At 39.5% G+C, this 22,384-nt stretch carries 24 protein-coding genes; 12 read left to right on the top strand and 12 right to left on the bottom strand.

What is annotated here, in order from left to right; all coding sequences use genetic code 11:
- Positions 1-47: 47 nt before the first annotated feature.
- From iscA to FTT77_RS08850, 5 genes are all read right to left on the bottom strand, one after another.
- Positions 48-368: an iron-sulfur cluster assembly protein IscA gene (iscA, locus tag FTT77_RS08870; protein WP_078188668.1), complete on the bottom strand. Its 321-nt coding sequence runs from the start codon at positions 366-368 to the stop codon at positions 48-50.
- Between the two features lie 37 nt (positions 369-405).
- Positions 406-792, bottom strand: a complete 387-nt coding sequence (gene iscU / locus FTT77_RS08865; protein WP_078188667.1) for a Fe-S cluster assembly scaffold IscU — start codon at positions 790-792, stop codon at positions 406-408.
- A gap of 104 nt (positions 793-896) precedes the next feature.
- Positions 897-2,114 (bottom strand): IscS subfamily cysteine desulfurase, encoded by a 1,218-nt coding sequence (locus tag FTT77_RS08860; protein WP_078188666.1) that lies wholly within the window; start codon positions 2,112-2,114, stop codon positions 897-899.
- A 1-nt stretch (position 2,115) separates the two neighbouring features.
- Entirely contained in the window at positions 2,116-2,589 is a 474-nt protein-coding gene (locus FTT77_RS08855) for an Rrf2 family transcriptional regulator (protein WP_078188665.1), read from the bottom strand.
- Between the two features lie 112 nt (positions 2,590-2,701).
- The gene (locus tag FTT77_RS08850) at positions 2,702-3,349 is read right to left on the bottom strand and encodes a hypothetical protein (protein ID WP_180109196.1); all 648 of its coding nucleotides are present in this window, start codon (positions 3,347-3,349) and stop codon (positions 2,702-2,704) included.
- Positions 3,350-3,556: 207 nt separating this feature from the next.
- On the opposite strand from FTT77_RS08850, the gene FTT77_RS08845 reads away from it, so the two are divergent.
- The 6 genes from FTT77_RS08845 (at position 3,557) to FTT77_RS08820 (ending at position 9,158) form a co-directional block, all read left to right on the top strand.
- Positions 3,557-4,027, top strand: a complete 471-nt coding sequence (locus FTT77_RS08845) for a phasin family protein (RefSeq protein ID WP_180109197.1) — start codon at positions 3,557-3,559, stop codon at positions 4,025-4,027.
- Between the two features lie 166 nt (positions 4,028-4,193).
- Entirely contained in the window at positions 4,194-4,466 is a 273-nt protein-coding gene (locus tag FTT77_RS08840; protein WP_078188662.1) for an HU family DNA-binding protein, read from the top strand.
- Between the two features lie 132 nt (positions 4,467-4,598).
- Positions 4,599-6,464, top strand: a complete 1,866-nt coding sequence (locus FTT77_RS08835) for a SurA N-terminal domain-containing protein (protein WP_180090032.1) — start codon at positions 4,599-4,601, stop codon at positions 6,462-6,464.
- Between the two features lie 187 nt (positions 6,465-6,651).
- Positions 6,652-7,299: an Ig-like domain-containing protein gene (locus FTT77_RS08830; protein ID WP_180109198.1), complete on the top strand. Its 648-nt coding sequence runs from the start codon at positions 6,652-6,654 to the stop codon at positions 7,297-7,299.
- A gap of 78 nt (positions 7,300-7,377) precedes the next feature.
- Complete coding sequence (locus FTT77_RS08825) at positions 7,378-7,989, top strand: hypothetical protein (protein WP_180109199.1); 612 nt, start codon at positions 7,378-7,380, stop codon at positions 7,987-7,989.
- 251 nt (positions 7,990-8,240) lie between these two features.
- Positions 8,241-9,158 carry an alpha/beta fold hydrolase gene (locus FTT77_RS08820; RefSeq protein ID WP_373686707.1) on the top strand — a complete coding sequence of 306 codons (918 nt, stop codon included), beginning with the start codon at positions 8,241-8,243 and terminating at the stop codon, positions 9,156-9,158.
- A gap of 75 nt (positions 9,159-9,233) precedes the next feature.
- Here FTT77_RS08820 and FTT77_RS08815 read toward each other — a convergent pair whose 3' ends face one another.
- On the bottom strand, positions 9,234-10,103 hold the full coding sequence (locus tag FTT77_RS08815; RefSeq protein ID WP_180054623.1) for a DUF2797 domain-containing protein: 870 nt from the start codon (positions 10,101-10,103) through the stop codon (positions 9,234-9,236).
- A gap of 34 nt (positions 10,104-10,137) precedes the next feature.
- Here FTT77_RS08815 and FTT77_RS08810 point away from each other — a divergent pair, with 34 nt between their 5' ends.
- Both FTT77_RS08810 and FTT77_RS08805 read left to right on the top strand, forming a co-directional pair.
- A complete protein-coding gene (locus FTT77_RS08810) occupies positions 10,138-10,608 on the top strand; it encodes a DUF6231 family protein (protein ID WP_168378602.1) in 471 nt (156 codons plus the stop codon).
- A 112-nt stretch (positions 10,609-10,720) separates the two neighbouring features.
- Positions 10,721-11,347: a YidB family protein gene (locus tag FTT77_RS08805; protein ID WP_180054378.1), complete on the top strand. Its 627-nt coding sequence runs from the start codon at positions 10,721-10,723 to the stop codon at positions 11,345-11,347.
- An 86-nt stretch (positions 11,348-11,433) separates the two neighbouring features.
- Here the strand turns inward: FTT77_RS08805 and FTT77_RS08800 are convergent, their stop codons facing one another.
- From FTT77_RS08800 to FTT77_RS08790, 3 genes are read right to left on the bottom strand one after another with little or no spacing between them, the layout of a single operon-like run.
- A complete protein-coding gene (locus FTT77_RS08800) occupies positions 11,434-12,042 on the bottom strand; it encodes an OB-fold-containig protein (RefSeq protein WP_180054377.1) in 609 nt (202 codons plus the stop codon).
- A gap of 16 nt (positions 12,043-12,058) precedes the next feature.
- Positions 12,059-12,385 carry a Rieske (2Fe-2S) protein gene (locus FTT77_RS08795; RefSeq protein ID WP_078188656.1) on the bottom strand — a complete coding sequence of 109 codons (327 nt, stop codon included), beginning with the start codon at positions 12,383-12,385 and terminating at the stop codon, positions 12,059-12,061.
- On the bottom strand, positions 12,385-13,389 hold the full coding sequence (locus FTT77_RS08790; RefSeq protein ID WP_180004657.1) for an adenosine kinase: 1,005 nt from the start codon (positions 13,387-13,389) through the stop codon (positions 12,385-12,387). The genes FTT77_RS08795 and FTT77_RS08790 overlap by 1 nt, the downstream gene beginning before the upstream one ends.
- A 277-nt stretch (positions 13,390-13,666) precedes the next feature.
- Here FTT77_RS08790 and FTT77_RS08785 point away from each other — a divergent pair, with 277 nt between their 5' ends.
- The 4 genes from FTT77_RS08785 (at position 13,667) to FTT77_RS08770 (ending at position 19,316) form a co-directional block, all read left to right on the top strand.
- Complete coding sequence (locus FTT77_RS08785) at positions 13,667-14,116, top strand: GNAT family N-acetyltransferase (RefSeq protein WP_078188654.1); 450 nt, start codon at positions 13,667-13,669, stop codon at positions 14,114-14,116.
- 175 nt (positions 14,117-14,291) lie between these two features.
- A complete protein-coding gene (locus FTT77_RS08780) occupies positions 14,292-15,059 on the top strand; it encodes a hypothetical protein (protein WP_373685441.1) in 768 nt (255 codons plus the stop codon).
- 141 nt (positions 15,060-15,200) lie between these two features.
- Positions 15,201-18,140 (top strand): insulinase family protein, encoded by a 2,940-nt coding sequence (locus FTT77_RS08775; RefSeq protein WP_180109200.1) that lies wholly within the window; start codon positions 15,201-15,203, stop codon positions 18,138-18,140.
- An 18-nt stretch (positions 18,141-18,158) separates the two neighbouring features.
- A complete protein-coding gene (locus FTT77_RS08770) occupies positions 18,159-19,316 on the top strand; it encodes a phospholipase A (RefSeq protein WP_180106681.1) in 1,158 nt (385 codons plus the stop codon).
- A gap of 377 nt (positions 19,317-19,693) precedes the next feature.
- On the opposite strand, the gene FTT77_RS08765 is transcribed toward FTT77_RS08770, so the two are convergent.
- From FTT77_RS08765 to FTT77_RS08755, 3 genes are all read right to left on the bottom strand, one after another.
- Positions 19,694-21,031, bottom strand: coding sequence for a TrkH family potassium uptake protein (locus FTT77_RS08765; protein ID WP_180109201.1), 1,338 nt, complete (start codon positions 21,029-21,031; stop codon positions 19,694-19,696).
- 51 nt (positions 21,032-21,082) lie between these two features.
- Positions 21,083-21,742: a TrkA family potassium uptake protein gene (locus tag FTT77_RS08760; protein WP_168378595.1), complete on the bottom strand. Its 660-nt coding sequence runs from the start codon at positions 21,740-21,742 to the stop codon at positions 21,083-21,085.
- Positions 21,743-21,846: 104 nt separating this feature from the next.
- Positions 21,847-22,314 (bottom strand): hypothetical protein, encoded by a 468-nt coding sequence (locus tag FTT77_RS08755; RefSeq protein ID WP_180007813.1) that lies wholly within the window; start codon positions 22,312-22,314, stop codon positions 21,847-21,849.
- Positions 22,315-22,384 lie beyond the last annotated feature (70 nt).

Below are 22,384 nucleotides of genomic sequence, written 5' to 3'. Positions count from 1 at the left end.
AGTGAATTTTACACTGTTTTAATGCGAAAAAGGAGCGTGGAAAAGGCTTAAACCGTAAACGATTCGCCGCAGCCACATTCACCTTTTTTATTTGGGTTATTAAATTCAAAACCTTCGTTTAAACCATTTTTCACATAGTCCATCTCCATACCTTCAAGATAAACTAAGCTTTTTGGGTCAACAAATACTTTTACGCCAAACTGATCGAATACTTGGTCATGCGTGTCAATATCATCGACAAACTCAAGTACATAAGCTAGACCAGAACAGCCAGAAGTTTTCACGCCAACGCGAATGCCTTCACCCTTACCGCGATTCTTGATGTAATTGCTGATATGAGTTGCAGCATTTTCAGTTAAATGAATCATGAAAACTCCGTTAATCTTTTTTAAAACACGTAAACAATTAAGCTTTTACTTTCTTGCTACGGTAGTCTTCTACAGCAGCTTTGATTGCATCTTCAGCAAGTACAGAGCAGTGTACTTTTACTGGTGGAAGTGCAAGTTCAGTTGCAATATCAATGTTCTTAATTGCTTGAGCTTCATCAAGAGTTTTGCCTTTTAGCCACTCTGTTACTAATGAGCTAGATGCAATTGCTGAACCACAACCGTAAGTTTTGAAGCGAGCTTCTTCAATTACGCCGTTGTCATCAACTTGAATCTGTAGACGCATAACATCGCCACAAGCTGGTGCACCGACCATACCTGTACCAACGTTTTCTGCATTTTTGTCTAAAACACCAACATTACGAGGGTTTTCGTAATGATCAATTACTTTTTCGCTATAAGCCATGACGCTTCTCCAAACCTCGGGGTCAGCCTTAAGATTAATATGGGGGTGAAATTACGTTAATCAATGAGATAGCCTTAAAATAAAAGCTATCTCACCGGGATGAATTAGTGTTCAGCCCATTCTACAGAATTAAGGTCGATACCTTCTTTGTACATATCCCAAAGCGGTGAAAGATCACGTAGTTTTTCAACTGCTGCTTTGGTAATTTCAAGTACATGGTCAATATCGGCTTCAGTGGTGTATTTACCAAAGCTGAAACGAATCGAGCTGTGAGCCAATTCGTCTGAAAGACCCAATGCACGAAGTACATAAGATGGTTCTAAAGTTGCTGATGTACATGCAGAACCAGAAGATACTGCGCAATCTTTAAGTGCCATCATTAACGATTCACCTTCAACAAAGTTAAAGCTGACGTTTAGATAGTTTGCAACGTTGTATTCTGGGTGACCGTTCAGGAAGACTTGTTCAAGACCTTGTAAGCCATTCCAAAGTTTGTCACGAAGTACACGAATACGAGTTTGTTCAGCATGCAGGTTTTTGCCGGCAAGTTCGAACGCTTCGCCCATACCCACGATTTGGTGAGTCGCTAGCGTACCTGAACGCATACCACGTTCATGACCGCCACCGTGCATTTGCGCTTTAATACGTACACGTGGTTGACGACGTACATAAAGAGCACCAATGCCTTTAGGACCATAGATTTTGTGGCCAGAGAAGCTCATCAAATCAACTTTCATTGTTGAAAGATCAATTTCTACTTTACCTGCAGCTTGCGCAGCATCTACATGGAAATAAGTTTTGTTTGCACGAGTCAATTCACCGATTGCAGCTACATCTGTAGTTGTACCGATTTCATTGTTCACCATCATCAAAGATACAAGAATCGTATCTGGACGAAGGGCAGCTTGAACCATTTCAGGTGTAATTAAACCTGTTTTTGCTTCTGGCTCAAGATAAGTAATTTCGAAGCCTTCTTCTTCAAGCTCGCGGCAAGTATCAAGAATTGCTTTATGTTCAATTTTACTTGTAATAATGTGCTTGCCTTTTGATGCATAGAACTGAGCAATACCTTTAAGCGCAAGGTTGTCAGATTCAGTTGCACCAGAAGTCCAAACGATTTCGCGTGGATCAGCTTTTACTAGATTAGCAACTTGTTCACGTGCATATTCTACTTTTTCTTCTGCCTGCCAGCCGTAAGCATGAGAACGAGAAGCTGCATTACCAAAAGTACCGTCAAACGTTAGACATTCCATCATACGTTCTGCGACTTGAGGGTCTACAGGTGTAGTTGCTGCATAGTCAAGATAAATAGGACGCTTCATGTCAAATACCTGTAACCGATAAAAGGGCTGAATCAAAGTTTGCTGAATTTTGACGAATAGATACGGTTTGAACGTTATCGCGTGCTACAAGGTCAGCAAGGGTGATTTTTGCAAGATAATCGGCAATGTGGTGGGAGAGTTCCTGCCATAAATCGTGAGTCAAGCACATTGCACCATTTTGGCAGTTGCCTTTGTGGTCACAACGGGTTGCATCAACTGTTTCATTTACAGCTTCAATAATTTCCAAAACAGTGATGTCTTCAGCACTACGAGCAAGGTGATAACCACCGTTTGCTCCACGGATGCTGGAAACTAAGCCGTGACGCTTTAATTTTGCAAATAACTGCTCAAGATAGGCCACTGAAATGGTTTGACGAGCTGCAATTTCTGCAAGAGTGATCGTTTGTTCAGTTGGCTGCAAAGCTAGATCAAGTAGAGCAGTCACTGCGTAGCGACCGCGAGTTGTTAAGCGCATGATTCGATACACATGTTAAGTCTAGATGTGCAGATTTTATGAATCCTGACTAAAATAGTCAAGTTTTTTTGAGATTGTTTATTTTTTTTATTTTGTCTGAAAAATTATATATTTATTTGAACCACATATTATACACTAATAACGTTATTAAAAGAACAGATATTAGACTAAAAGCGATATTAATCCGCTTTTGACGACGTTCGATACGCTTAATACGGTTTTTGTATTGTTTAACTTCAACTTGCAGCGTGTTGATTTTAGAGCGTTGTTGTTCGATTTTTTCTAAAAGTGGGGCAATACGTTTTTTAGACGCAACGATATCGTTTTCTTCGACAGGTTCAGACAGCCAGTGTTTCCAGTCAGATAAAATTTTCGGCACACTAAATAATGAAACCAGATCACGAAATTCATCTTTTAGAACTACATCACCATCGATACGCATGGTTTTGATGCTTTTACGATTACCAAAGACAAAGATTTTCACCAAATCCATTAGTGTCGTACGGACATCAAGGTCGATCGCTTTATCTGGGGATTTTGTGTCGAAAAGAATACCGTGTTCAGTAAACTGAACATAAAAATCAAAATAAGGGATATAGCTATTTATCTTAAGTGCGACTTTTTGATCAACAAATTTTTTAGCTTGTAATGCTACAACGCGGTCATGTTTTAAAATGAAAGTAAAAATCGTTTCTAAAACAATCAGGGTCATAGTAAGCAACAAATGTGGTTGAGCTTGTGTTTGTTGCGTATCACTCATAAAAAAAATGTCCTTGTTAAAATCTGAAAGCACTGGAAATTGAGCATCCTGCTCTAGAGGAACTTAGAATATACCAAAAAGTTGGTAATTCACCAGCTTTGTAGAACAGTTTAATCAATCTATCAAGTCATATGTTTGCTATTATGTTGTTAAAATGAAGAATCACATGTTGCTGTGCACATAAAATAATCAGGAGAAGTGCGGATTATGGAAAATACAGAAAGCATAATTGACGATGCACAAGAAACATCAGAAAAGCCCGCTAAAACTCGCGTACGTAGTCATTCTGATCGTCGCTCTAAAATGGATTTCCGTAAATATACCAAACAGATTTGGTTGGCTGGATTAGGTGCTTTTTCACGTGCTGAGGGTGAAGGAAATAAGCTTTTTGACTCTTTAGTCAAAGTTGGAGAGGAGCTTGAGTCCAAAACGATTGATATTGCAGATCAAACTGTCGAAAAAGTTTCAGAAAAAGCCAAAGAATCTGTAACTGATACGAAAGATAAAGTAGAAAAAATTTTAGATAATGGTGTTAATCATTCTTTAAACCGTTTAGGATTGGTGACTGTAAAGGATTTACAGCACTTAGAAAGGCTTATACTTCAATTACATACTAAAGTTGACCAATTGGCCGAAGAAAATGCCCAACTGAGGTCCGAAATACTAAAAAAACACTAACTTTTTTACTATTATCGAATTTTCAAGGTTTTTTTCGTCAAAAAATTCTATAAAAAGAGGTTGAGGAGTATTGCGTTTAACCCTAAAGCATTGCTATAAAGGCGTTATGGCGTTTTATACAAATTCTTGAACCTTAAATAAACGATATTAAGAGGACGTAATTTTCATGAATAAATCAGAATTAATTGATGCAATTGCCGAAAATGGGGGATTATCTAAGGCCGATGCCGGTAAAGCTTTAGATGCTACAATTGCTGCAGTTACCAATGCATTAAAAGCTGGTGATACAGTTACTTTAGTTGGTTTCGGTACTTTCAGCGTTAAAGAACGCGCTGCACGTACTGGTCGCAACCCACAAACTGGTGCGACTTTAGAAATCAAAGCAAGCAAAGTTCCTAGCTTCAAAGCTGGTAAAGGCTTGAAAGATTCTGTAGCTTAATCTTATTAAGCACATGAGACGCGCCATTATTTGGCGCGTTTTTTATTGGTAAATGTGATTAATTGATATATCGCATTCATTCATCTCGGGTTTTCGGTTAAAATTCACCGCAAATAAAATATTGGAATACTTATGGAATCGTTTCGTAAAGTCATTAAGGGTTGGCTGGGCAAGGTCTTGCTCGTTTTATTTTTGACCCCTTTAGCACTTGTAGGTATTGAAGGATATTTTAGTGGTGGATCTAAAGATGCAGCAAAGACTGTAAACGGTACTGAAATTTCTCAAAAAGAACTCGAAGCACTGACGAACTCATTAAAAGAACAATATCTGGCATATGCTCAGGGTGATGAAACATTATTGAATCAAAATTTCATTAGCAATAAAGCGATGGATACTTTGGTTTCACGCCAATTGTTATTGCAACAAGCTGATAAATTAGGCATTAGCTTGAGTGATGCACAAATTGTGCAAATGATTCATCAGCAGCCAAGCTTCCAAGTCAATGGTCAATTTTCAGATGAAGCGTTTGGGAGATACCTCGAATCGATTGGTATGACGAACCGCACATTCATTGATAACTTACGTAAAGACCATGCTTTAAAAATGTTGTCTACAACATTTATGGAATATGCATTGGTGAGTAAGCTTGATATCTTGCAAATTGCGAACTTACAAACGGAACAACGTAGTATTCAGTTGGCGAGCATTAATCTTGAAAATTACAAGAAAAATGTAAAAGTATCTGATGCCGAAATTGCCGCTTATTATGAGCAGCATAAAAACAAATTTAAGCAAGCAACCAGTATTGATGCAGATTTTGTCGTATTAACACCTGCCAATATTACTGCACCTGTAGAAGCTGCAACTGATGCTGAATTGAAAGAAGCGTATAACAGCTTTGTTGAGAATGCACAGAAGTCAGTTAAACCACTCGTTAAGCACATCATGATCACTGCAGACAGTCGTTCAGATGCCGAAGCTAAAAAACTGGCTGAAAGTGTTCAAGCTAAAATTAAAGCGGGTTTAAGCTTTGACCAAGCTGCAGCGCAATTCTCTGAAGATCCGGAATCTAAAGCAAAAGGTGGTGAACTGGTTGCTTATGAAAAAGGTGTGTTTGGTGATGCGTTTGATGCTGCAGTTGAAGGTGCTCTAGCTGGTCAAGTGACTGCTCCAGTGAAAACAGACAGTGGTTATCACTTGATCGAAAAAGTGGCGCCAGCTGTAAAAGTGGCTTCATTTGAACAGGAAAAGGCACGTCTACAAGCAGAAGTCGCTGCTTCGAAAAAAGCCAATGTTTTTTCTGACACTGTAAACAGCCTCAATGACATGGTCGTGAGCAGTGATGCCCTTGATGTCGTGGGTCAAGAAGTGAAAGGCGTAAAAGTACAATCATTGAATGGCTTAACATTAGCATCGCAACATCCAGTTTTAAGTGATGCAAACGTCAAAGTTAAATTGTTTAACGATGATGTTAAAAATGGTGAACGTAATGTTTCATCGAGCATTCAGTTGAAAAACGGTGATGTAGTTTGGGTGAAAGTGCGTAACTATCATGCTGCGGGTGTTCAAACCTTAGCTGAAGCGAAAGCGCATGTGAAAACTCAGTTGATTGAAAAGAAAGCGTCTGATGCTGCAAAAGCCCAGATTCAAGCGACATTAAAAGAGTTTGCTGCAAAACCTGCTGCTTCAGTTGCAAAAGGCAGTTTAAACTTTGAAAATGCGGGTACATTCACTCGTGCGGATGGTTTGTTAAAACGCGAAATTCAACGTGCTGCATTTAGTGTAAAAGCGCCGAAAGCAGGTCATTGGTCTGTTACTACGACTAATCTACCAAATGAATTGGTTGTGGTTGCTGTGACTGCAGTGAACAAACAATCTGATGCGGCATTAACGGGTGAGCAGTTAGATGAGTTAACAAAACTTTATCAACAGCTTCGTGGTCAACAAGAATTTGATGACTACACACGTTATCTAAAAGATCATGCCAAAATTAAATAATTAAGGCAGCTTTAAAAAAAACCAGCTTTCGAGCTGGTTTTTTTATGTTTAAGTTTAATGCATCACACTTTAAGAAAAACTTTTAAAAACAAAGATTAAATAAAATTGACTATTTAAATAATTCTCTTAAATTGAGTTTGGGAAGGCATTTTCCCAAATAAATATAATGATGTGATTTGAGGGTGTTATGCAAAAGATGAGAGATTTAAACGGTATTTTAAAAAACATTTTGGGACAAGTTGAAATAAAGCAGTTGCTGATTCAGGGGAAAACACAGCATCAGCATATTCCCTCAACACCAGAAGTGACTGGACTAGATGATCTTATAACTGGCACGGCAGAGCCAAAAACATGGGTGATCATTTCAGTCGGTGAAACTGTTACACGCGTCAAAGTGGATAAACAAGGACATCGGCAGATTGATAATCCACTGAAGGATGGTGGAGTTGCCACAATTTATGCGGTAAATCATCATGGCTTACGCTCAGAGGCAATAATGATTGCTCCAATTGCAGAGCCAAGTGTGCTACCCAAGATGCCGGAAATAATTGAAAAAGGCGAATATTTGGTTGGTAAAGCTGATGCAGGAAATACGGTGGTTGTGACCTATGGTGAGCAAGAGTTTATAACAGTTGCTGATGTAAATGGCGATTGGTCGATGCTCAATCCTTTAACGACCACAGGTGCAATAAGTGTTGTGGCAATTGATCAGGACGGTAATCGTTCTGAGGCGTTGCATACAGCGCAAATCATTTTACCGCAAGCTGTTACGATTTTAGAGTCTGGCGCGGTGATATCAGGTACTGCCGCACCAAATACGACTGTTGTGATTTAGTCGGATCAAGCGGTCTATCGTATTCAGGTCGATGAAAATGGTGATTGGTCAATAGAAAATCCAGTGGCAAATGGTGGCATGTTGATGATTGTTGTGGAAGATCAATTTGGTCAGCAATCTCCTGCGATTGGCTTGGTATTTCCATTTATTCAGACCTCGCCTGAAAATCCAAGCTATCTACTGCCGGCGCCAGAAGTGACGCTAAATACTGAAAAACTCGAAGGCAATGCATTTCAACAGGCTAAAATCATTGTTACAGCCAATGGTCAAGAGTACGTGACCTATGCCAATGAAAGTGGTTTTTGGTCGATGGATAACCCGATTCAAAATGGTGGCTTTGCAACAATCGTGGCGGAGGACAGTCGTGGTGTTCAATCGCCTGAAATCTCAATAGCTAAACTGTTTCTTGCACAACCTGAATCATCTGTTGAACTTACAGAGATTTTATTGGCAAGTGATGAGCAAAGTGAAAACCAAAATGACAGTCAAATTGAGCCGATTCAATCTGTGATCAATCTAGATACGCTTTTACAGGATGCGAATGAAGTCCCATTTGTATTGCATACTGATGAGCAGGATTTGATCGCATTGGGCAGCGACGTTTCAAATCCGCCATCTATGCTGCCTGCGCTTGAATATTCAAGCTTACTCATTGAAGCTCCACTGACACCGTCTGATTGGCTTGCTTAGAAATATAAACCAGCTTTCGAGCTGGTTTTTTGGCTTAAATTGACAGATATAATTTTTATTTAAAAGATTTGGCAAATGAAATATCGACTTTAGCATCGTAGATTGGAGTTCTCAAAAAAATAATATGAAGACGAAATAACTCATCACGACAAAGGATTAAGCAGATGACATCTCTGTATATGCTTCAATACAAACATTTAAAGAACCGATTATTGCGATGGATGGATCATTATTTTAAACACATGATACTGATGCTACTAACAATTTGCGTTGCGAGTAGTATTCAAGCTGCAGAACTGAACTTTCAAAAAGTTCTAGAGCAGGAAAGAGCTTGGGCGGGCTTGAGCAGTAAAAAAGTCAAAAATAATGAAATCGAGTGGACATATAGTGAAGGAGGAGATCCACGAAAACCGACGCTGTTATTGCTACATGGTTTGTCAGGCACGCGTGATAATTGGAACCGCGTTGCCCGTTATTTAACGCCCAATTATCATGTCATTATTCCAGATCTGCCAGCACATGGAGAAACTATTGTCACAGATAAATTTGATCTATCAATTCCAAATTTAACTGAAAAATTACGACGATTTATTGATGCTGCAAAGTTAGATCCAAATTTACATATCGCAGGGCATTCGATGGGTGGTGCAATTGCCATGCTCTATAGCGCTCAGTATCCCTTAGAAGTGAAATCTTTATTGTTGGTGGATTCAGCAGGTGTCTTTAAGTCGAGCAATACAGCGTATCTAAAAGATACGGCAAAGCTTGCAGAGCTAGTGGTCAGAAAAACCGGTGATTTTGATCGCGTGATGAAGATCGTGATGCAATCTCCGCCTTTTATTCCACAAGAATTAAAAACTGGGCAAGAAAAGTTGATGATCGTTCAGTCTAGACAAACCAATAAAATGGTGGAGCAACTGCAAAAAATGGCCACCTTGTATACGCCAGAGTCCTTTGCTTTGGCTGCACGAGGCATTGATGCACCTGTGTTTATTATCTGGGGGAAGCAAGATCAGATTATCAATGTTGAAGTAGCAGAAGAACTGAGACGCTTATTTAAAAAAGCCGAAAAGCCTCTGATTTTAGACCATGTTGGTCATATGCCAATCTTAGAAGCGGAGCAGTTAATGGCGTTGCCATATTTAAAGTTTCTTTCAACTGTTCAATGAATCAGATTGGTAGAGTAGGTGTAAAAAAGCGAGAAATATCTCGCTTTTTTAAACTTAACTAGACTTTGAGTCGATTTAAGTACGTACTTTAATTTCATAGCCAGTGTATTTTCGAATATTAATCACACCGGTATCCAAAATCAGATACTGACCTTTAATCCCTTGTAATTTTCCTCGAATAATCGGTGTTTTGTCCAAATTATGCGATTTGATTTTTTCAGGATATTCATCTACCGGGTAGATAAATTGGCGTGGCAACTCATCTTCTAGCAGTTCAACGGTTTCATTAAACTCTAAATTTTGGCTAAATTCTTCACGAATGGTCTGAATTTTTGGTGCGAATTCTTCCACTAATTGGTCGCGAATTTCGATCAGGTTGATCGGTTCTGCTTCACCTTTGAGCAATTTACGCCAATCGGTTTTATCGGCCACTTGCGTACCAAACATGACTTCAAGCTGACCAGATAAACGACGTGAACCAACTTTCATAATAGGCAAAGCTTGCGTCGCACCTTGGTCTAGCCAACGTGTAGGCATTTGACCCAAGCGGGTAATCCCCACTTTTAAGGCACTCGAATTGGCTAAATAGACAATATGCGGTTGAAAGCAAACTTCATGGGCAAAATCATCTTCACGGCAAGTCCCGAGATGATAATGACAGGTTTCAGGCTTCATAATGCACATATCACAAGCAGCCTTAGTCTTCATGCATTTGAAGCAATGACCTTGTGAATACGATTTAGGCGTTTTTGCGCCGCAAGAAATGCAGTAGATATTTCCAGTGGCTTCAATTTCAATTTCTTGGCCAAGGCTAAACGGTAGATCAACTTCTGAGCGATCTAGAATAAATTTATACTCAACATTTGCCTTGTGTGTATGTTGATCAGTTACACTAAGGTCTTTAAGACCTGCATGCATTTTATGGCAAATGCCTTGTAGTTCCATACGAATACTCACTTCATTATTAAGGATGCGGTCAATGGCTGAACAAAATGTCATCACTTCTATGCTAGACGATTTGTCAAAAGAGCAGCCCATTTCAACCGCAATCTGCATTGGTCAAGATCTTGAGCAATACAATCAATTTCATCCAATTCAATGGCAACATTTTAACGTAACTGAGTTTTTAAATCTGCCTTTTACCCAGCGTTTTGACCTTGGATTTGTGATTCTTGATACTGAAATGATGTTGAGTTTGGATCAGCAGCAGAAAACTCAGATGTTGGTAAAATTGCGTGACCTATTTGCCAAACGCATCGTGGTGGTGAGTAAATTACACGATGAACAATTATTACGTGCTTTAGGCTTTACTCAGCTCATTGATAAAACCACACATGAAAGTGATTTTGCTTTATGGCAGTTTAATATTTTGACTTATAAACACATTCCAGATTGGTTTAACTCTAAATTTTGGGCAAATCCTGAAAACTGGGATAAATTCCGTTGGTAACAAATACTTAGCCTGCGAGAAATTGCAAAAATTAACAAACATTTATGATAAAACTGTCTTTTCCCACGTATGCTGTAATTAAGTTTATCTAGGTTTCACTGGGAAAAATAAAATGACAAATTTAAATAATATTGTTGAGATTTTAGCAAAGCAGGCCCTTGGTGGTGCAAACAATCAAAATCAACAAGGTGGCTTGGGCGGTATTTTAGGTTCGGTGCTGGGTCAATTTGGTGCAAATGCAGGCACTCAAAATACCCAAACCAATGCTCAAAACCAAGCGGGTGGTTTGGGTGGAATTCTAGGCTCTGTGTTGAGCCAACTGGGTGGTGCAGCGCAGCCGCAGCAACGTAGTAGCGGTGGTAATGCATCAACCATTTTAGTTGCAGTGTTACCTCTAGTGTTGGCTTGGATTCAAAAACAAGGTGGCCTACAAGGTGCTTTGGATAAATTACGTGGACAGGGCTTGAGCAGTCAGGTTGATGATTGGGTATCTACAGGCCCTGGCGATAATGCCGCTGTGACTAATCAACAAGTACAAAATTTATTTGATGATGCCGAAGTGGAGCAAGTTGCACAAGAAACACAAACTCAGAAACAAGATGTATATAGCGCAATTTCAACGGTATTGCCGCAAATTATTGACTCATTGACGCCACAAGCTGGACAAACCAATCAGCAAGAAGCTAATGCTGATATTCAACAAGTGATGAATTTGGTCTCAGGTTTCCTGAAGCGTTAATCAAAATATCGCTTTAAGTATTTGATTGAATACAAGCCAGTGAACACTAGCTTTTTTTTGATTTGAAAAATGATAACAATATGACGCTAAGATGGATTAAATAAACGGTTCGACACACTGATTTTTTTGCCAATATAGTGTGATTTTTTTTGACGAATCAAAATGATTTTCGACTGAAACTCTAACTCACCAAATTCTGGCTCAACTTGCACATAATGTAGTTGACCAAACTCATCACGCACACGAGCTTGAGCGGAAAAGCCGGGACGGGCATTTCCACTTGAAATGGTGGCTAGACGACCGAGTAAATTAACCGTTTGTTTTTTATATTTGGGTGGGACAACCTGATCCAAACAATGAATCATAAATACCGTAAAGAATATGGCAATGATCAACGCAGGTAAAATTAAATAATAAGCTGGAACGAATTGACCTTCTTTGGCATGGATGCAAAACTGAAGTACATAGCCTGCAAAGCTAAAATTCATCAGTAGAAAGAACAAAATCAGAGTCTTGGAAAATTTGACATTCAATAATGCCAACTCTTGTATGCGCTGAGGAGCGACTCTTTTTAAAACTTGGCTAGGACTAATATTGATATAGTAGCCAATGGTTTCAACCATGCCCAATAACAGTACGGCCAATAAACTTAAATGAAAGGGTATTAAGTTATAGTCTGTTAAAAATGCGGACATGGTTGTATTCCAGTGTTTATTCTTCTGTGAGGTAGATTCCACCATCAGAATGCACGTTAATGTTCACTTTTTCAAGGGCTTGACCTTGGCATGGGCCAGAAATACATTCCCCAGATTCGACCATAAACAGGGCGCCATGTGTTGAGCACTCAATAAATTCTTGGTCACGATCTAGAAACTGATTTTCTAGAAACTCAAGTTCCACGTGCAAGTGTGGGCAGTTATTTTGATAAGCGTAAAACATGCCATCACGTTGGGTGATAAAAATCGTTTCACCTTCAGGCGTTTCGAATGATCGTGCTTCACGTTCAGGCACATCATCCGTCATGCAAATTTTAAACATTAAGCACATTCCTTCTGAAATGATTGTAAAAGCTGAGCATAGTCTTCAACTGCTAGGCGTGGACCAAACTGAGCCACAACTTCACTTGAAATCAAGATGGCAAGTTCAGCAGCCGTTTGATAGTCATGACCTGCATTGAGTGCATATAGGAAAGCACCAGCAAAAGCATCACCAGCACCATTGGTATCTACTGCGGTAACTTTACGACCTGGCACGGTAAATGTTGCGGCTTCATTATGAATTAAGGCACCTTTGGCACTTAATGTAATGACAATGTGTTTGCTTAGTGATTGCAATTTCGTAAGTGCAGCATCTAAATGATCTGTTTCTGTATACATCAGTGCTTCTTGTTCATTACAGAACAATAAGTCCACGCCATCATCGAGTAATTCATCTAGACCTTGACGTGCATATTGCACCATTGCTGGATCAGATAAGGTCAATGCAATTTGTACACCATTGGCTTTGGCGATTTGACGTGCTTGTTTTACCGCAAGACGCGCGCTATCTGATGTTGAAAGATAACCTTCGATATATAACCATTTCGCAGTATTTAAGCTGCCAAAATCAATTTGGCTATCAGTTAATTCAGCAGTAATACCGAGGTAAGTATGCATCGTACGTTCAGAATCAGGGCTGACCAATACCATACATGTGCCGGTTACACCTTCACTGATTGATTGAGTTGCAGTTTGGATACCTGCGTCGTTTAAACCATTTAGGTAAATTTGACCTAAGTCATCATTGCCGACACGACAACCATAAAATGCAGTTCCGCCTAAAGCACTAAAAGCAACCGTTGTATTTGCTGCAGAACCACCAGAAGCTTGACCTTTATATTCTTGAGTCGCTTTTAGATTGTTATAAAGGGCTGCTTGAGTATCACCATCTGTCAGTTGCATCGTACCTTTTTGCAGATTGTGTTGAATTAGGAATTCGTCAGAGACTTTAAATTCTTGGTCAATAAGTGCATTACCAATTGCAAAAAGGTCAACAGTTGCCATGTTGTATGTTCACATCAAAAAAATGAAAGTGCTAAGTTTACACGAATGCTCAGGATTGCTGTAGTTTGTTGAAGAAAATTCAATTAAAGGACAGGTGTGTATAAAAATCGGGCAAATCCATTATATTTTTACATTTTTTTTGAATTAGTTGCCGTTTTAATCAGCTTTGCTATTGTGCAAATCGAAAAATTTTACTTTTATAGAGCTATAGGGTGTTCAGACTGAATCAAGATGATTTGGTCATCATAAATAGATAACAGATTAAAAGTGTGAATATATGGAAATTACGATTCGTCCAGCAGAGCAACTTCCTGCTCAAATCGAAAATATTGCTGCTTTGGCGCAGCATGAAGGCTATACATTTATACACCGTTTAATTGAAGAATATCAAAGTGGTAAAAATCGTTTTGACCAAACGGGTGAGCAATTATTGCTTGCTTATGATGGCGATAAATTAATTGCTTGTGGCGGTTTAAATCAGCAATGGGGTGATACTGGTGTAGAAGAACGGATTGGACGAGTTCGCCGTTTCTATGTGCATCCGCAGTACCGTCAGCATGGCGTGGGTAAGCAGCTATTGGTGGAATTGGAAAAGGGTGCGAAAAAGCATTTTTCTGCACTGTGCTTAAATACAGAACTTAAAAATGCTGCAAAATTCTATCAAAAGCAGAATTATGTCTATGTTGAAAGTCATCCAAATTATAATTATTTCAAATATCTAGTTTAGTTTTAAATCCAAAAATAGAAAGTAAACACTGTAAATGAAGCATCCGATATCGGGTGCTTTTTTTTCATTTAGTAATTCAAAAAAAGAGTGCTTTATTTTAAGCAAAGTTTTAAGCAAAAATTCATTTTAGTTATCGAAGATATAAGCATCAAAATAACTGCATAGAGTGATGCATATGCAAGCGCTTGAGCTACAAGACTACGTTAAAAAAGTCCCTGAGATTACCGCACTGTTTTGGTTGACTAAAATTTTTGCGACCACCTTTGGTGAAACCAGTGGTGATGCACTGTCCATGTCCTTAAATTTGGGCTATTTACTCAGTACCTTTATTTTCGCAGGCATATTTATCAGTCTGCTGTATTTTCAAATACAGTCCAAAGCCTATAAACCTTATTTATATTGGGCCACGATTATTGCCAGTACTACGGTCGGTACGACTTTAGCGGATTTTGTAGATCGTTCTTTAGGGATTGGCTACTTGGGTGGTAGTTTGCTGTTGCTGGGTTTGGTGCTCATATCGCTTTTTAGTTGGTATCGAGTCGAAGGGTCAATCAATCCAAGTGTAGTGAATTTGCCGCGCACACAGATCTTTTATTGGTTGACGATTACATTTTCTCAAACGCTAGGTACAGCTTTGGGGGACTGGACTTCCGATAGTGCAGGATTAGGCTATAGCGGTGGCATTTGGCTATTTGGTGGTTTAATTCTATTGATGGCGTTGTTGTACTTTTTTAATCGGGTCTCAAAGACGATTTTATTTTGGGCCACTTTTGTTTTGACACGTCCATTGGGTGCAGTTGTTGGGGATTTTTTAGATAAGCCCATCAGTTCAGGTGGATTGGATTTAAGTCGCTTTATGGCTTCTTTTGTATTGTTATTGGCGATTGTGATTTGCGTCTATTGGTCAACACGAAATGATAGGCAATCCATAAAATCTGTCTAAATGTTTTAGTGCGAAAACAAGTGATTTTTAAAATTAAAGTTCAAGTTGATTAAAACAGTTGGAAATGTTGTTTCGGTGAATCTAGTTGTGATTTTTTAAGGTATACTTTGCCTAATTTAAATGAATAGATTAGGAGCACACATGACTGTAGATGTCACTGAAACCATTTCTCAAACTGTACATCCCGCGTTTCAGTTGATTCGTCAACATCATGTTGAAGCTTTAGACATTTTAGTGTCTGAATATAAACACAAAGTGACTGGCGCAGTGCATTATCACTTAGCCACAAACCATGACGAAAACGTATTTTTAGTTGCCTTCCGTACGCAGCCGATGGATTCAAAAGGTGAGGCGCATATTCTTGAGCATACGGCACTGTGTGGCTCAGAAAAGTTCCCTGTACGTGACCCATTCTTTTTAATGATTCGTCGTTCACTCAATACGTTTATGAACGCGTTTACCGCAGCGGATTGGACGGCATATCCATTTGCAACGCAAAACAAAAAAGATTTCCAAAACTTGTTAGAAGTTTATATGGATGCTGCTTTTGCTGCGAATTTGAACCCGCTTGATTTTGCGCAAGAAGGGATTCGTATTGAGCTAGAAAATGGCGAAGCTGTATATAAAGGCGTGGTATTTAATGAAATGAAAGGTGCCATGAGTTCACCTTCAGATCAATTGTATCACCAACTTGCCCATCATTTATTCCCAGAAACAACTTATCATTACAACTCAGGTGGTGATCCTAAAGACATTCCTGACTTAAGCTATGAAGAGTTGGTCAGTTTCTACAAATCACATTATCACCCAAGTAATGCGGTGTTTATGACCTTTGGTAATGAGCCTGCATATAATTTACAAGAACAGTTTGAAACGCTTGCTTTGTCAAAATTTGAAAAAGGTCAAATGCTATATTCAAAACCTGAGCGTCGTTTAACTGCGCCTGTAACTGTAACTGAAACGTATGCAGTTGATGCTGAAGACCTCAAAGACAAAACATATCATGTGCTTTCTTGGTTATTGCCTGAAGCAAGTAATATCAAATTACGTTTAGGTATGCGTTTGGTTGAGGGGGTATTGCTTGAAGATTCTGCTTCGCCATTACGTCATTACTTAGAAACCTGTGGTTATGCACAGTCTACTGGTCCATTCATGGGCGTAGATGACTCAAACTATGAAATGACGTTCTACTGTGCAATTCAAGGTTCCAACCCTGAGCATGCAGAACAATTTAAAAATGGCGTGTTTAAAGTATTAGAAGACGTTGCGGCTAAGCCTGTTGACCCGGCTTTAGTTGAGGCGATTTTGCATCAAATTGAATTGCATCAGCGTGAAATCAATGGTGATGGTACACCATATGGCCTAAGCTTAATTCTGAATGGTTTAAGCAGTGCGATTCACCATTCAGACCCTGTGGATGTTTGGGATGTGGATACGGCCATTGAACAAGTGAAGGAAGAGTTGAAAGACCCAATGTGGTTATCTAACTTAATCAAAACATACTTGCTAGATAATCAACATCGTGTGCAATTAACTTTGGTTCCTGATGCTGAAATAAATGCGTTGGAAGCGGCAGCAGAAAAAGCACGTTTAAAAGAAATTGATGCGAACTTAACTGAAGCGCAAAAAGCAGAGATTATTGCGCAGACTGAAGCACTGAACATTCGTCAAGATACCCCAGATGATTTGAACCTATTGCCTAAAGTAGGTTTAGAAGACGTTCCTGCACAATTACAGATTGTACAAGGTCAATTACGCGAAATTATCAGTAATGGCTTGGATACGCCGTTAAATCTTTACCACGCAGGCACCAATGGTCTTTATTACCAACAAGTTTTGATTCAGATTCCTGATGAAGTGGTGCAATCGCCGTATTTCAATCTTTTATCGATTTTGATGGGTGAAGTTGGTGCAGGTGAATACGACTACTTAGAGCTACAACAGTTGCAAACAGCTGTGAGTGGCGGTTTAGGTATGGGTGCATCGCTGCGTTCAAAAGTGGATGATAAAGGTCAAATTAGTGCTTGGCTAACGTTGACCACTAAATCATTGGTGAATAATCTTGAAGCCATTCGCTTATTGAAATTGGCTTTTGAACAGCTACGTTTTGATGAAAAAAATCGTATCGTAGAGTTATTGCAACAACGTAAAGCACGTTGGCAGTCACGTGTATCTGGTTCTGGTCATAGTTATGCAATGCAAATTGCAGGTCGGCAACATAGTGCATTGGCGCTACGTGATTATCATAATACAGGCCTAGGCGCGCTGAACTGGCTGTCAGAACTTGTCAGCAAAATTGAGCAAGACGACACGGCTTATAATGCCTTGATTGATGAGCTTAAGTTAATTCATAACCGTTTGCTTAAAGCACCAAAACAATTCTTGGTGGTGTGTGAGGAGCATCATTCAGACCGATTGGTTGAGGAAGTTCAAACCATTTGGGATAAAGTGGCGATTGACGATAACCCACATGATTTAACTCAAGTGAATTTTGCAGATAGCAACAATGACGAAGCTTGGCTCATTCAAGCCAATGTTCAGTTCTGCGCTTCAGCATATCCTGCGGTGGAAGTGTCACATCCAGATGCAGCACCTTTAATGATTTTGGCGGCTTATCTACGTAATGGCTTCTTGCATAGCGCGATTCGTGAAAAAGGTGGTGCTTATGGTGGTGGTGCAAGCTATGACGGTAATGCATGTTCATTCCGTTTCTATAGCTACCGTGACCCACGTTTAGCTGAAACGTTTAAAGATTTTGACGCAAGTGTGCAGTGGCTACTGAATGCTGAACAACAACCGCATCAGCTAGAAGAAGCGATTTTGGGTCTGATTGCCAGCATGGATAAACCAGGGTCACCAGCGGGTGAAGCTATTACAGCTTGTTATGCTTTATTGCATAAACGCACGCCAGCTTTCCGTCAAATGTTACGTGAACGTCTTTTGAATGTGACTTTGGAAGATCTAAAACGTGTTGCTGTGGCGTACTTGGTTGAACAACAACCGACAAAAGCTGTGGTTGCACCGGTGGCTAAGCGAGATGCTTTGGTTGAGCTTGGTTTCGAAATAAAACAAGTGAATTAAAACAAAAAAGGGGTTTTTATGGCGTTCAAATCTCTTGAGCGTACGACATTGCAACTGAGCCTCATTGCGCTCAGTTCAATGTATGTCAATACTGTAAATGCGCAAAATGCGGAAGTGGCTGTTAAACCAGCTACCGCTGAAGCATGTGTGGCACTTGAGTCAAATGCAGAGCGATTATCGTGTTATGACGCTTTGTTTAAAGTGCAACCTGCTGAAAAAGAAATGTTGGTTTCTGAGCGCCAAGCCGCCCAAGAAATTAAACCTGAGCCGACTGAAAAGCTGACTTTCAAAGAAAAAGTCAGTCATGCGTTTACGGACCGTTTATTTGCTGTAGAAGCACCGAACCTCAATCCAAATCTTTCATTATTGGATAGTCGTTGGGAACTTTCTCCAGAGAGTAAATTAGGGACGTGGAATATTCGTGGCTATCAACCTGTGTATTTAATGCCGGGATACTGGACTTCAGATAAAAATGAACGTCCATCAAGCCCGAATGAAAACAACACGGTACAAGCCGATCAGGAACAAAACCTGAAATCGATGGAAGCCAAGTTCCAATTGTCATTAAAAACCAAAGCTGTTGAAAACTTATTTGGTGATAATGGTGATATCTGGTTGGGCTATACCCAGTCTTCTCGTTGGCAAGTCTATAACGAAGATGAATCTCGACCATTCCGTGAAACCAACTATGAACCTGAAGCCAGTCTGGTTTTTCGTACCAACTATGAACTCTTGGGTTTGAACTGGCGTATGCTGGGCTTAACTTTTAACCATCAGTCTAATGGGCGTTCTGATCCCTTATCGCGGAGTTGGAACCGTGTCATGTTAAATCTAGGATTTGAACGTGACAATTTTGCACTGATGTTACGTCCTTGGTATCGTTTCGAAGAAGATACCAAAGATGATAACAACCCAGATATTACCGATTATGTGGGACGTGGAGATTTAACAGCATTTTATCGTCATAAAGATCATGATTTTAGTTTGATGTTACGTCATTCACTGAAAGGTGGTGATGACTCACATGGTGCTGTGCAGTTTGATTGGACTTTCCCAATCAATGGTAAATTGCGCGGCACAGTTCAATTGTTTGATGGCTATGGTGAAAGCCTGATTGACTATAACCATCGGGCAACCTATGTCGGTGTCGGTGTGTCATTAATGAATTGGTTTTAATGATTGCTCAATAATTAATTTACGGACGTAAAAGTAATTTCGCATTTTTAAGATGCTTTTAAGTCTAATCGACGGAGTCTTATATCTAGGGATTGAATAAAGGGATTAGCCTTCGGCTGGAGGTACTTTTGTTTCGGCAAAAGTACCCAAAACCATTGTCATCCGCAAAACTCGCTCTCTAGCGTCTATTTATTTAAAGTATCGCAAAAACATTTTTGATTAGAAGTCATCCTGTCTCAAACACTTGCGGATGACCTTACCGCGTATCGTTCTTTCATTTGAATCAAATTACGCTACTGATGTTACTATGTAACATCAGTAAATAAAAAAACCACGCTGCGGCGTGGTTTTTTTATAGCTGAGAGAAAATGTACAAATCAACCAATCTGGATCTCAGAAGGCGGGTGTTTTAAGCGACTCTTCTTCGGTGTAGCAATCAGATAAGCCAGTGTTAAGGGGCCAAGACGGCCTGCGAACATTAATAACATCAAAGCGACTAAACTGGCGGGTTGTAAGTCACTGGTAATGCCACGAGATAGACCAACGGTGCAGGCAGCGGATACAGCTTCAAAGAGTAAGTCTAAAAAGCGTTTGTCAGGCTCTAGTACTAAGAGACTGAAAAAACCAATGAAAATCAACGTCACTGTAATGAAAATCACCGCTAATGCTTTAAAGGTCGTTTTTTCAGAAACAGAGTGGTTAAACACACGCAGTTCATCTTCACGTCTTAAAAAACTGACCACACTGAGTACAACAATAATAAACGTCCCGACTTTGATGCCACCAGCTGTACTGAGAGAACCACCACCAATAAACATCAGTAACATCGTGATCAGTGAAGATGCATCGCTCATGCTTTCCATGGGTAAGCTGTTAAAACCCGAAGAGCGCGGAACAGTTGCATGGAACCAAGCATTTAGGGCTTGGTCACCAAGTGACATCGTAGCTAAGGTAGCAGCATTATTAGCTTCTAATAACCAAATGGTGATGAAGGCAAAGACATTTAAACCCGCAATAGTCGATAAAATCAGCTTGCTATTGGTACTGAGTTTTTTCCAACTTTTATTGCGCTTAATGTCCATCAGTACCAAAAAGCCGATACCCCCAATAATGTAAAGCATACTGATGGTAAACGTAATGAAATAACGGTCAGCAAAGCTCATTAAACTATTGGGAAATAATGAAAATCCACCATTATTAAATGCTGAAACACTATAAAAGGCAGCATAGAACAGGGCCTGGTTAAAATTGTATTCTTGCATCCAAGCGATGGTCAAAATAACCGTTCCCACCATTTCAAAAAATAGCGAATAAAGCAGTACGCCTTTAATAGTCATGGTCACTTTGGCAAGACTGGTTTGTCCAATGGTTTCTTGAGCCATAATTTGTTGTTTTAGCCCAATTTTAGGGGACAAACTCATAGCGGCCAATATCGCAAAGGTCATAAAACCGAGACCACCGCATTGTAGTAAACCCATAATCACGACTTTACCGAACACCGTATAGGCTTCGCCGACATTCACAACTGAAAGTCCAGTAATGGTTACGGCAGAGGTCGCTGTAAAGAGGGCATTGATCCAACTTAAATCACCATGATGTGAATATGGGAGCTTTAACAGCAAGGTGCCAATGATAATGAGCCCAAGAAAACCCAATGCCAAAATACTGGGTGGGCTGAGATTAATGGTATTACGCTGTTTATTGTGCAGTTTCATGTTTTTTACTGTCATCTTGCGTGATTATGTGCAAAAGGAGCTCGACGCTGATTACAAAGTTGCTTTAAAGTGTTTAGCCAGTCGACGTAAATGTTCGAGTAAACCTTCAACCACTAAAATATCGCCTGTTTGTAAAATCAGGTTCGGATCTAAACTATATTGAAGCTCGGTGCCACGTTTATGCAAAATCGTCTTCACTTCAGGGACATGATCCATTATTTGATTTAAACGCGTGCCTTGTTGTGATTCTTTAATTTCAACTTTCACCAAATAATGGTCATCTTCGAGCACCATGTAGCGGCTCACCATTGGATAACTTAGTGACTGAGCAACACGGACACCCATATCTTCTTCAGGATGGATGATTTTGCTGATGCCTAAATGGGTTAAAATCATGTGATGCGCTTTGGACTTGGCTTTGGCCCAAATTTTGTTGATCCCCATGTTTTTAAGATGGAGCACACATAAGATGCTGGCTTCAATATCTTCACCAATTGCGACTACGACGGCTTCACAATTTTGAATATTGAGTTCATGTAAAACGTGCTCATCTGTTGCGTCAGCAATCACTGCATGGGTCAGTTGGTCCGAAATACTTTCAACAAACTTTTTGTTGCTATCGATTCCAATGACATCGTGTTTTAAACCCATGAGTTCAGTGGCTACAGTTGCGCCAAAACTTCCTAAGCCAATCACAGCGAATTGAGCCATGCCGTATTCCTAAATTATTCTAAAGTTATTGAATATGTTGATGTTAGCTTGTTCAGCCTGGAGCGGCTATGGAAATTTACATAATCCATCTAAACCGAAAAGCTCTAATTTTTAATTTCTTCAGCATTTTGATAGGCATAAAGTTCAACAATATTGGGGCAATTATCCATAACTTGTTGGTATTTAAAAATTTCATAGCCTAATTTATTTTTTAGAATGTATTGAAATTGATGCTGATCTTCTTTAATGACATTTAAGGTGGCTTTACGAACGAGCTCAGAATTGTTCTTTAAACGGTTTAAGCCATCGCATGAAAATTCACGGATGATGGCTTGAACAGGTTCGGGAGCGGTTTGATCACTTAGCTCATCAAAGCGAATATATACAATGTAATTTGGATATTGATTCAACATTTCAGCTTGCGCGGTATAGCCGTAAATATTTTCTAGATTTTGCGTACGGGACTGATTTGGAATTTGTTTCATACTTTGACGAATCTTATCTTCCTCTTGCTTAAGTTGATAAGCCGGATATGCATAAAAATATCCACCTAAACCTACAATAGCGATCATAAATAAGGCATAAAAATTCAATTTTAAATATCCATTTTGTTTTATTTTCAATGGATTATAGGGTATGGTT

Source organism: Acinetobacter sp. YH01010, assembly GCF_013420775.1.
Classification (GTDB): Bacteria; Pseudomonadota; Gammaproteobacteria; order Pseudomonadales; family Moraxellaceae; genus Acinetobacter; species Acinetobacter amyesii.
The sequence above is the reverse complement of the archived record's forward strand: the minus strand, read 5'-3'. Positions and strand labels throughout refer to the sequence as shown.

Excerpts from the sequence above, each read along its gene's own strand:
- FTT77_RS08835 (WP_180090032.1), top strand. The coding sequence starts at position 4,599 with ATGGAATCGTTTCGTAAAGTCATTAAGGGTTGGCTGGGCAAGGTCTTG.
- FTT77_RS08790 (WP_180004657.1), bottom strand. The coding sequence starts at position 13,389 with ATGGCAACTGTTGACCTTTTTGCAATTGGTAATGCACTTATTGACCAA.
- iscA (WP_078188668.1), bottom strand. The coding sequence starts at position 368 with ATGATTCATTTAACTGAAAATGCTGCAACTCATATCAGCAATTACATC.
- FTT77_RS08815 (WP_180054623.1), bottom strand. The coding sequence starts at position 10,103 with ATGGAACTACAAGGCATTTGCCATAAAATGCATGCAGGTCTTAAAGAC.
- FTT77_RS08830 (WP_180109198.1), top strand. The coding sequence starts at position 6,652 with ATGCAAAAGATGAGAGATTTAAACGGTATTTTAAAAAACATTTTGGGA.
- FTT77_RS08800 (WP_180054377.1), bottom strand. The coding sequence starts at position 12,042 with ATGTCCGCATTTTTAACAGACTATAACTTAATACCCTTTCATTTAAGT.
- FTT77_RS08825 (WP_180109199.1), top strand. The coding sequence starts at position 7,378 with ATGTTGATGATTGTTGTGGAAGATCAATTTGGTCAGCAATCTCCTGCG.
- FTT77_RS08850 (WP_180109196.1), bottom strand. The coding sequence starts at position 3,349 with ATGAGTGATACGCAACAAACACAAGCTCAACCACATTTGTTGCTTACT.
- FTT77_RS08820 (WP_373686707.1), top strand. The coding sequence starts at position 8,241 with ATGCTACTAACAATTTGCGTTGCGAGTAGTATTCAAGCTGCAGAACTG.
- FTT77_RS08810 (WP_168378602.1), top strand. The coding sequence starts at position 10,138 with ATGGCTGAACAAAATGTCATCACTTCTATGCTAGACGATTTGTCAAAA.
- FTT77_RS08775 (WP_180109200.1), top strand. The coding sequence starts at position 15,201 with ATGACTGTAGATGTCACTGAAACCATTTCTCAAACTGTACATCCCGCG.
- FTT77_RS08755 (WP_180007813.1), bottom strand. The coding sequence starts at position 22,314 with ATGATCGCTATTGTAGGTTTAGGTGGATATTTTTATGCATATCCGGCT.
- FTT77_RS08760 (WP_168378595.1), bottom strand. The coding sequence starts at position 21,742 with ATGGCTCAATTCGCTGTGATTGGCTTAGGAAGTTTTGGCGCAACTGTA.
- FTT77_RS08840 (WP_078188662.1), top strand. The coding sequence starts at position 4,194 with ATGAATAAATCAGAATTAATTGATGCAATTGCCGAAAATGGGGGATTA.
- FTT77_RS08780 (WP_373685441.1), top strand. The coding sequence starts at position 14,292 with ATGCAAGCGCTTGAGCTACAAGACTACGTTAAAAAAGTCCCTGAGATT.
- FTT77_RS08855 (WP_078188665.1), bottom strand. The coding sequence starts at position 2,589 with ATGCGCTTAACAACTCGCGGTCGCTACGCAGTGACTGCTCTACTTGAT.
- FTT77_RS08785 (WP_078188654.1), top strand. The coding sequence starts at position 13,667 with ATGGAAATTACGATTCGTCCAGCAGAGCAACTTCCTGCTCAAATCGAA.
- FTT77_RS08765 (WP_180109201.1), bottom strand. The coding sequence starts at position 21,031 with ATGAAACTGCACAATAAACAGCGTAATACCATTAATCTCAGCCCACCC.
- FTT77_RS08770 (WP_180106681.1), top strand. The coding sequence starts at position 18,159 with ATGGCGTTCAAATCTCTTGAGCGTACGACATTGCAACTGAGCCTCATT.
- FTT77_RS08860 (WP_078188666.1), bottom strand. The coding sequence starts at position 2,114 with ATGAAGCGTCCTATTTATCTTGACTATGCAGCAACTACACCTGTAGAC.
- FTT77_RS08795 (WP_078188656.1), bottom strand. The coding sequence starts at position 12,385 with ATGTTTAAAATTTGCATGACGGATGATGTGCCTGAACGTGAAGCACGA.
- FTT77_RS08845 (WP_180109197.1), top strand. The coding sequence starts at position 3,557 with ATGGAAAATACAGAAAGCATAATTGACGATGCACAAGAAACATCAGAA.
- iscU (WP_078188667.1), bottom strand. The coding sequence starts at position 792 with ATGGCTTATAGCGAAAAAGTAATTGATCATTACGAAAACCCTCGTAAT.
- FTT77_RS08805 (WP_180054378.1), top strand. The coding sequence starts at position 10,721 with ATGACAAATTTAAATAATATTGTTGAGATTTTAGCAAAGCAGGCCCTT.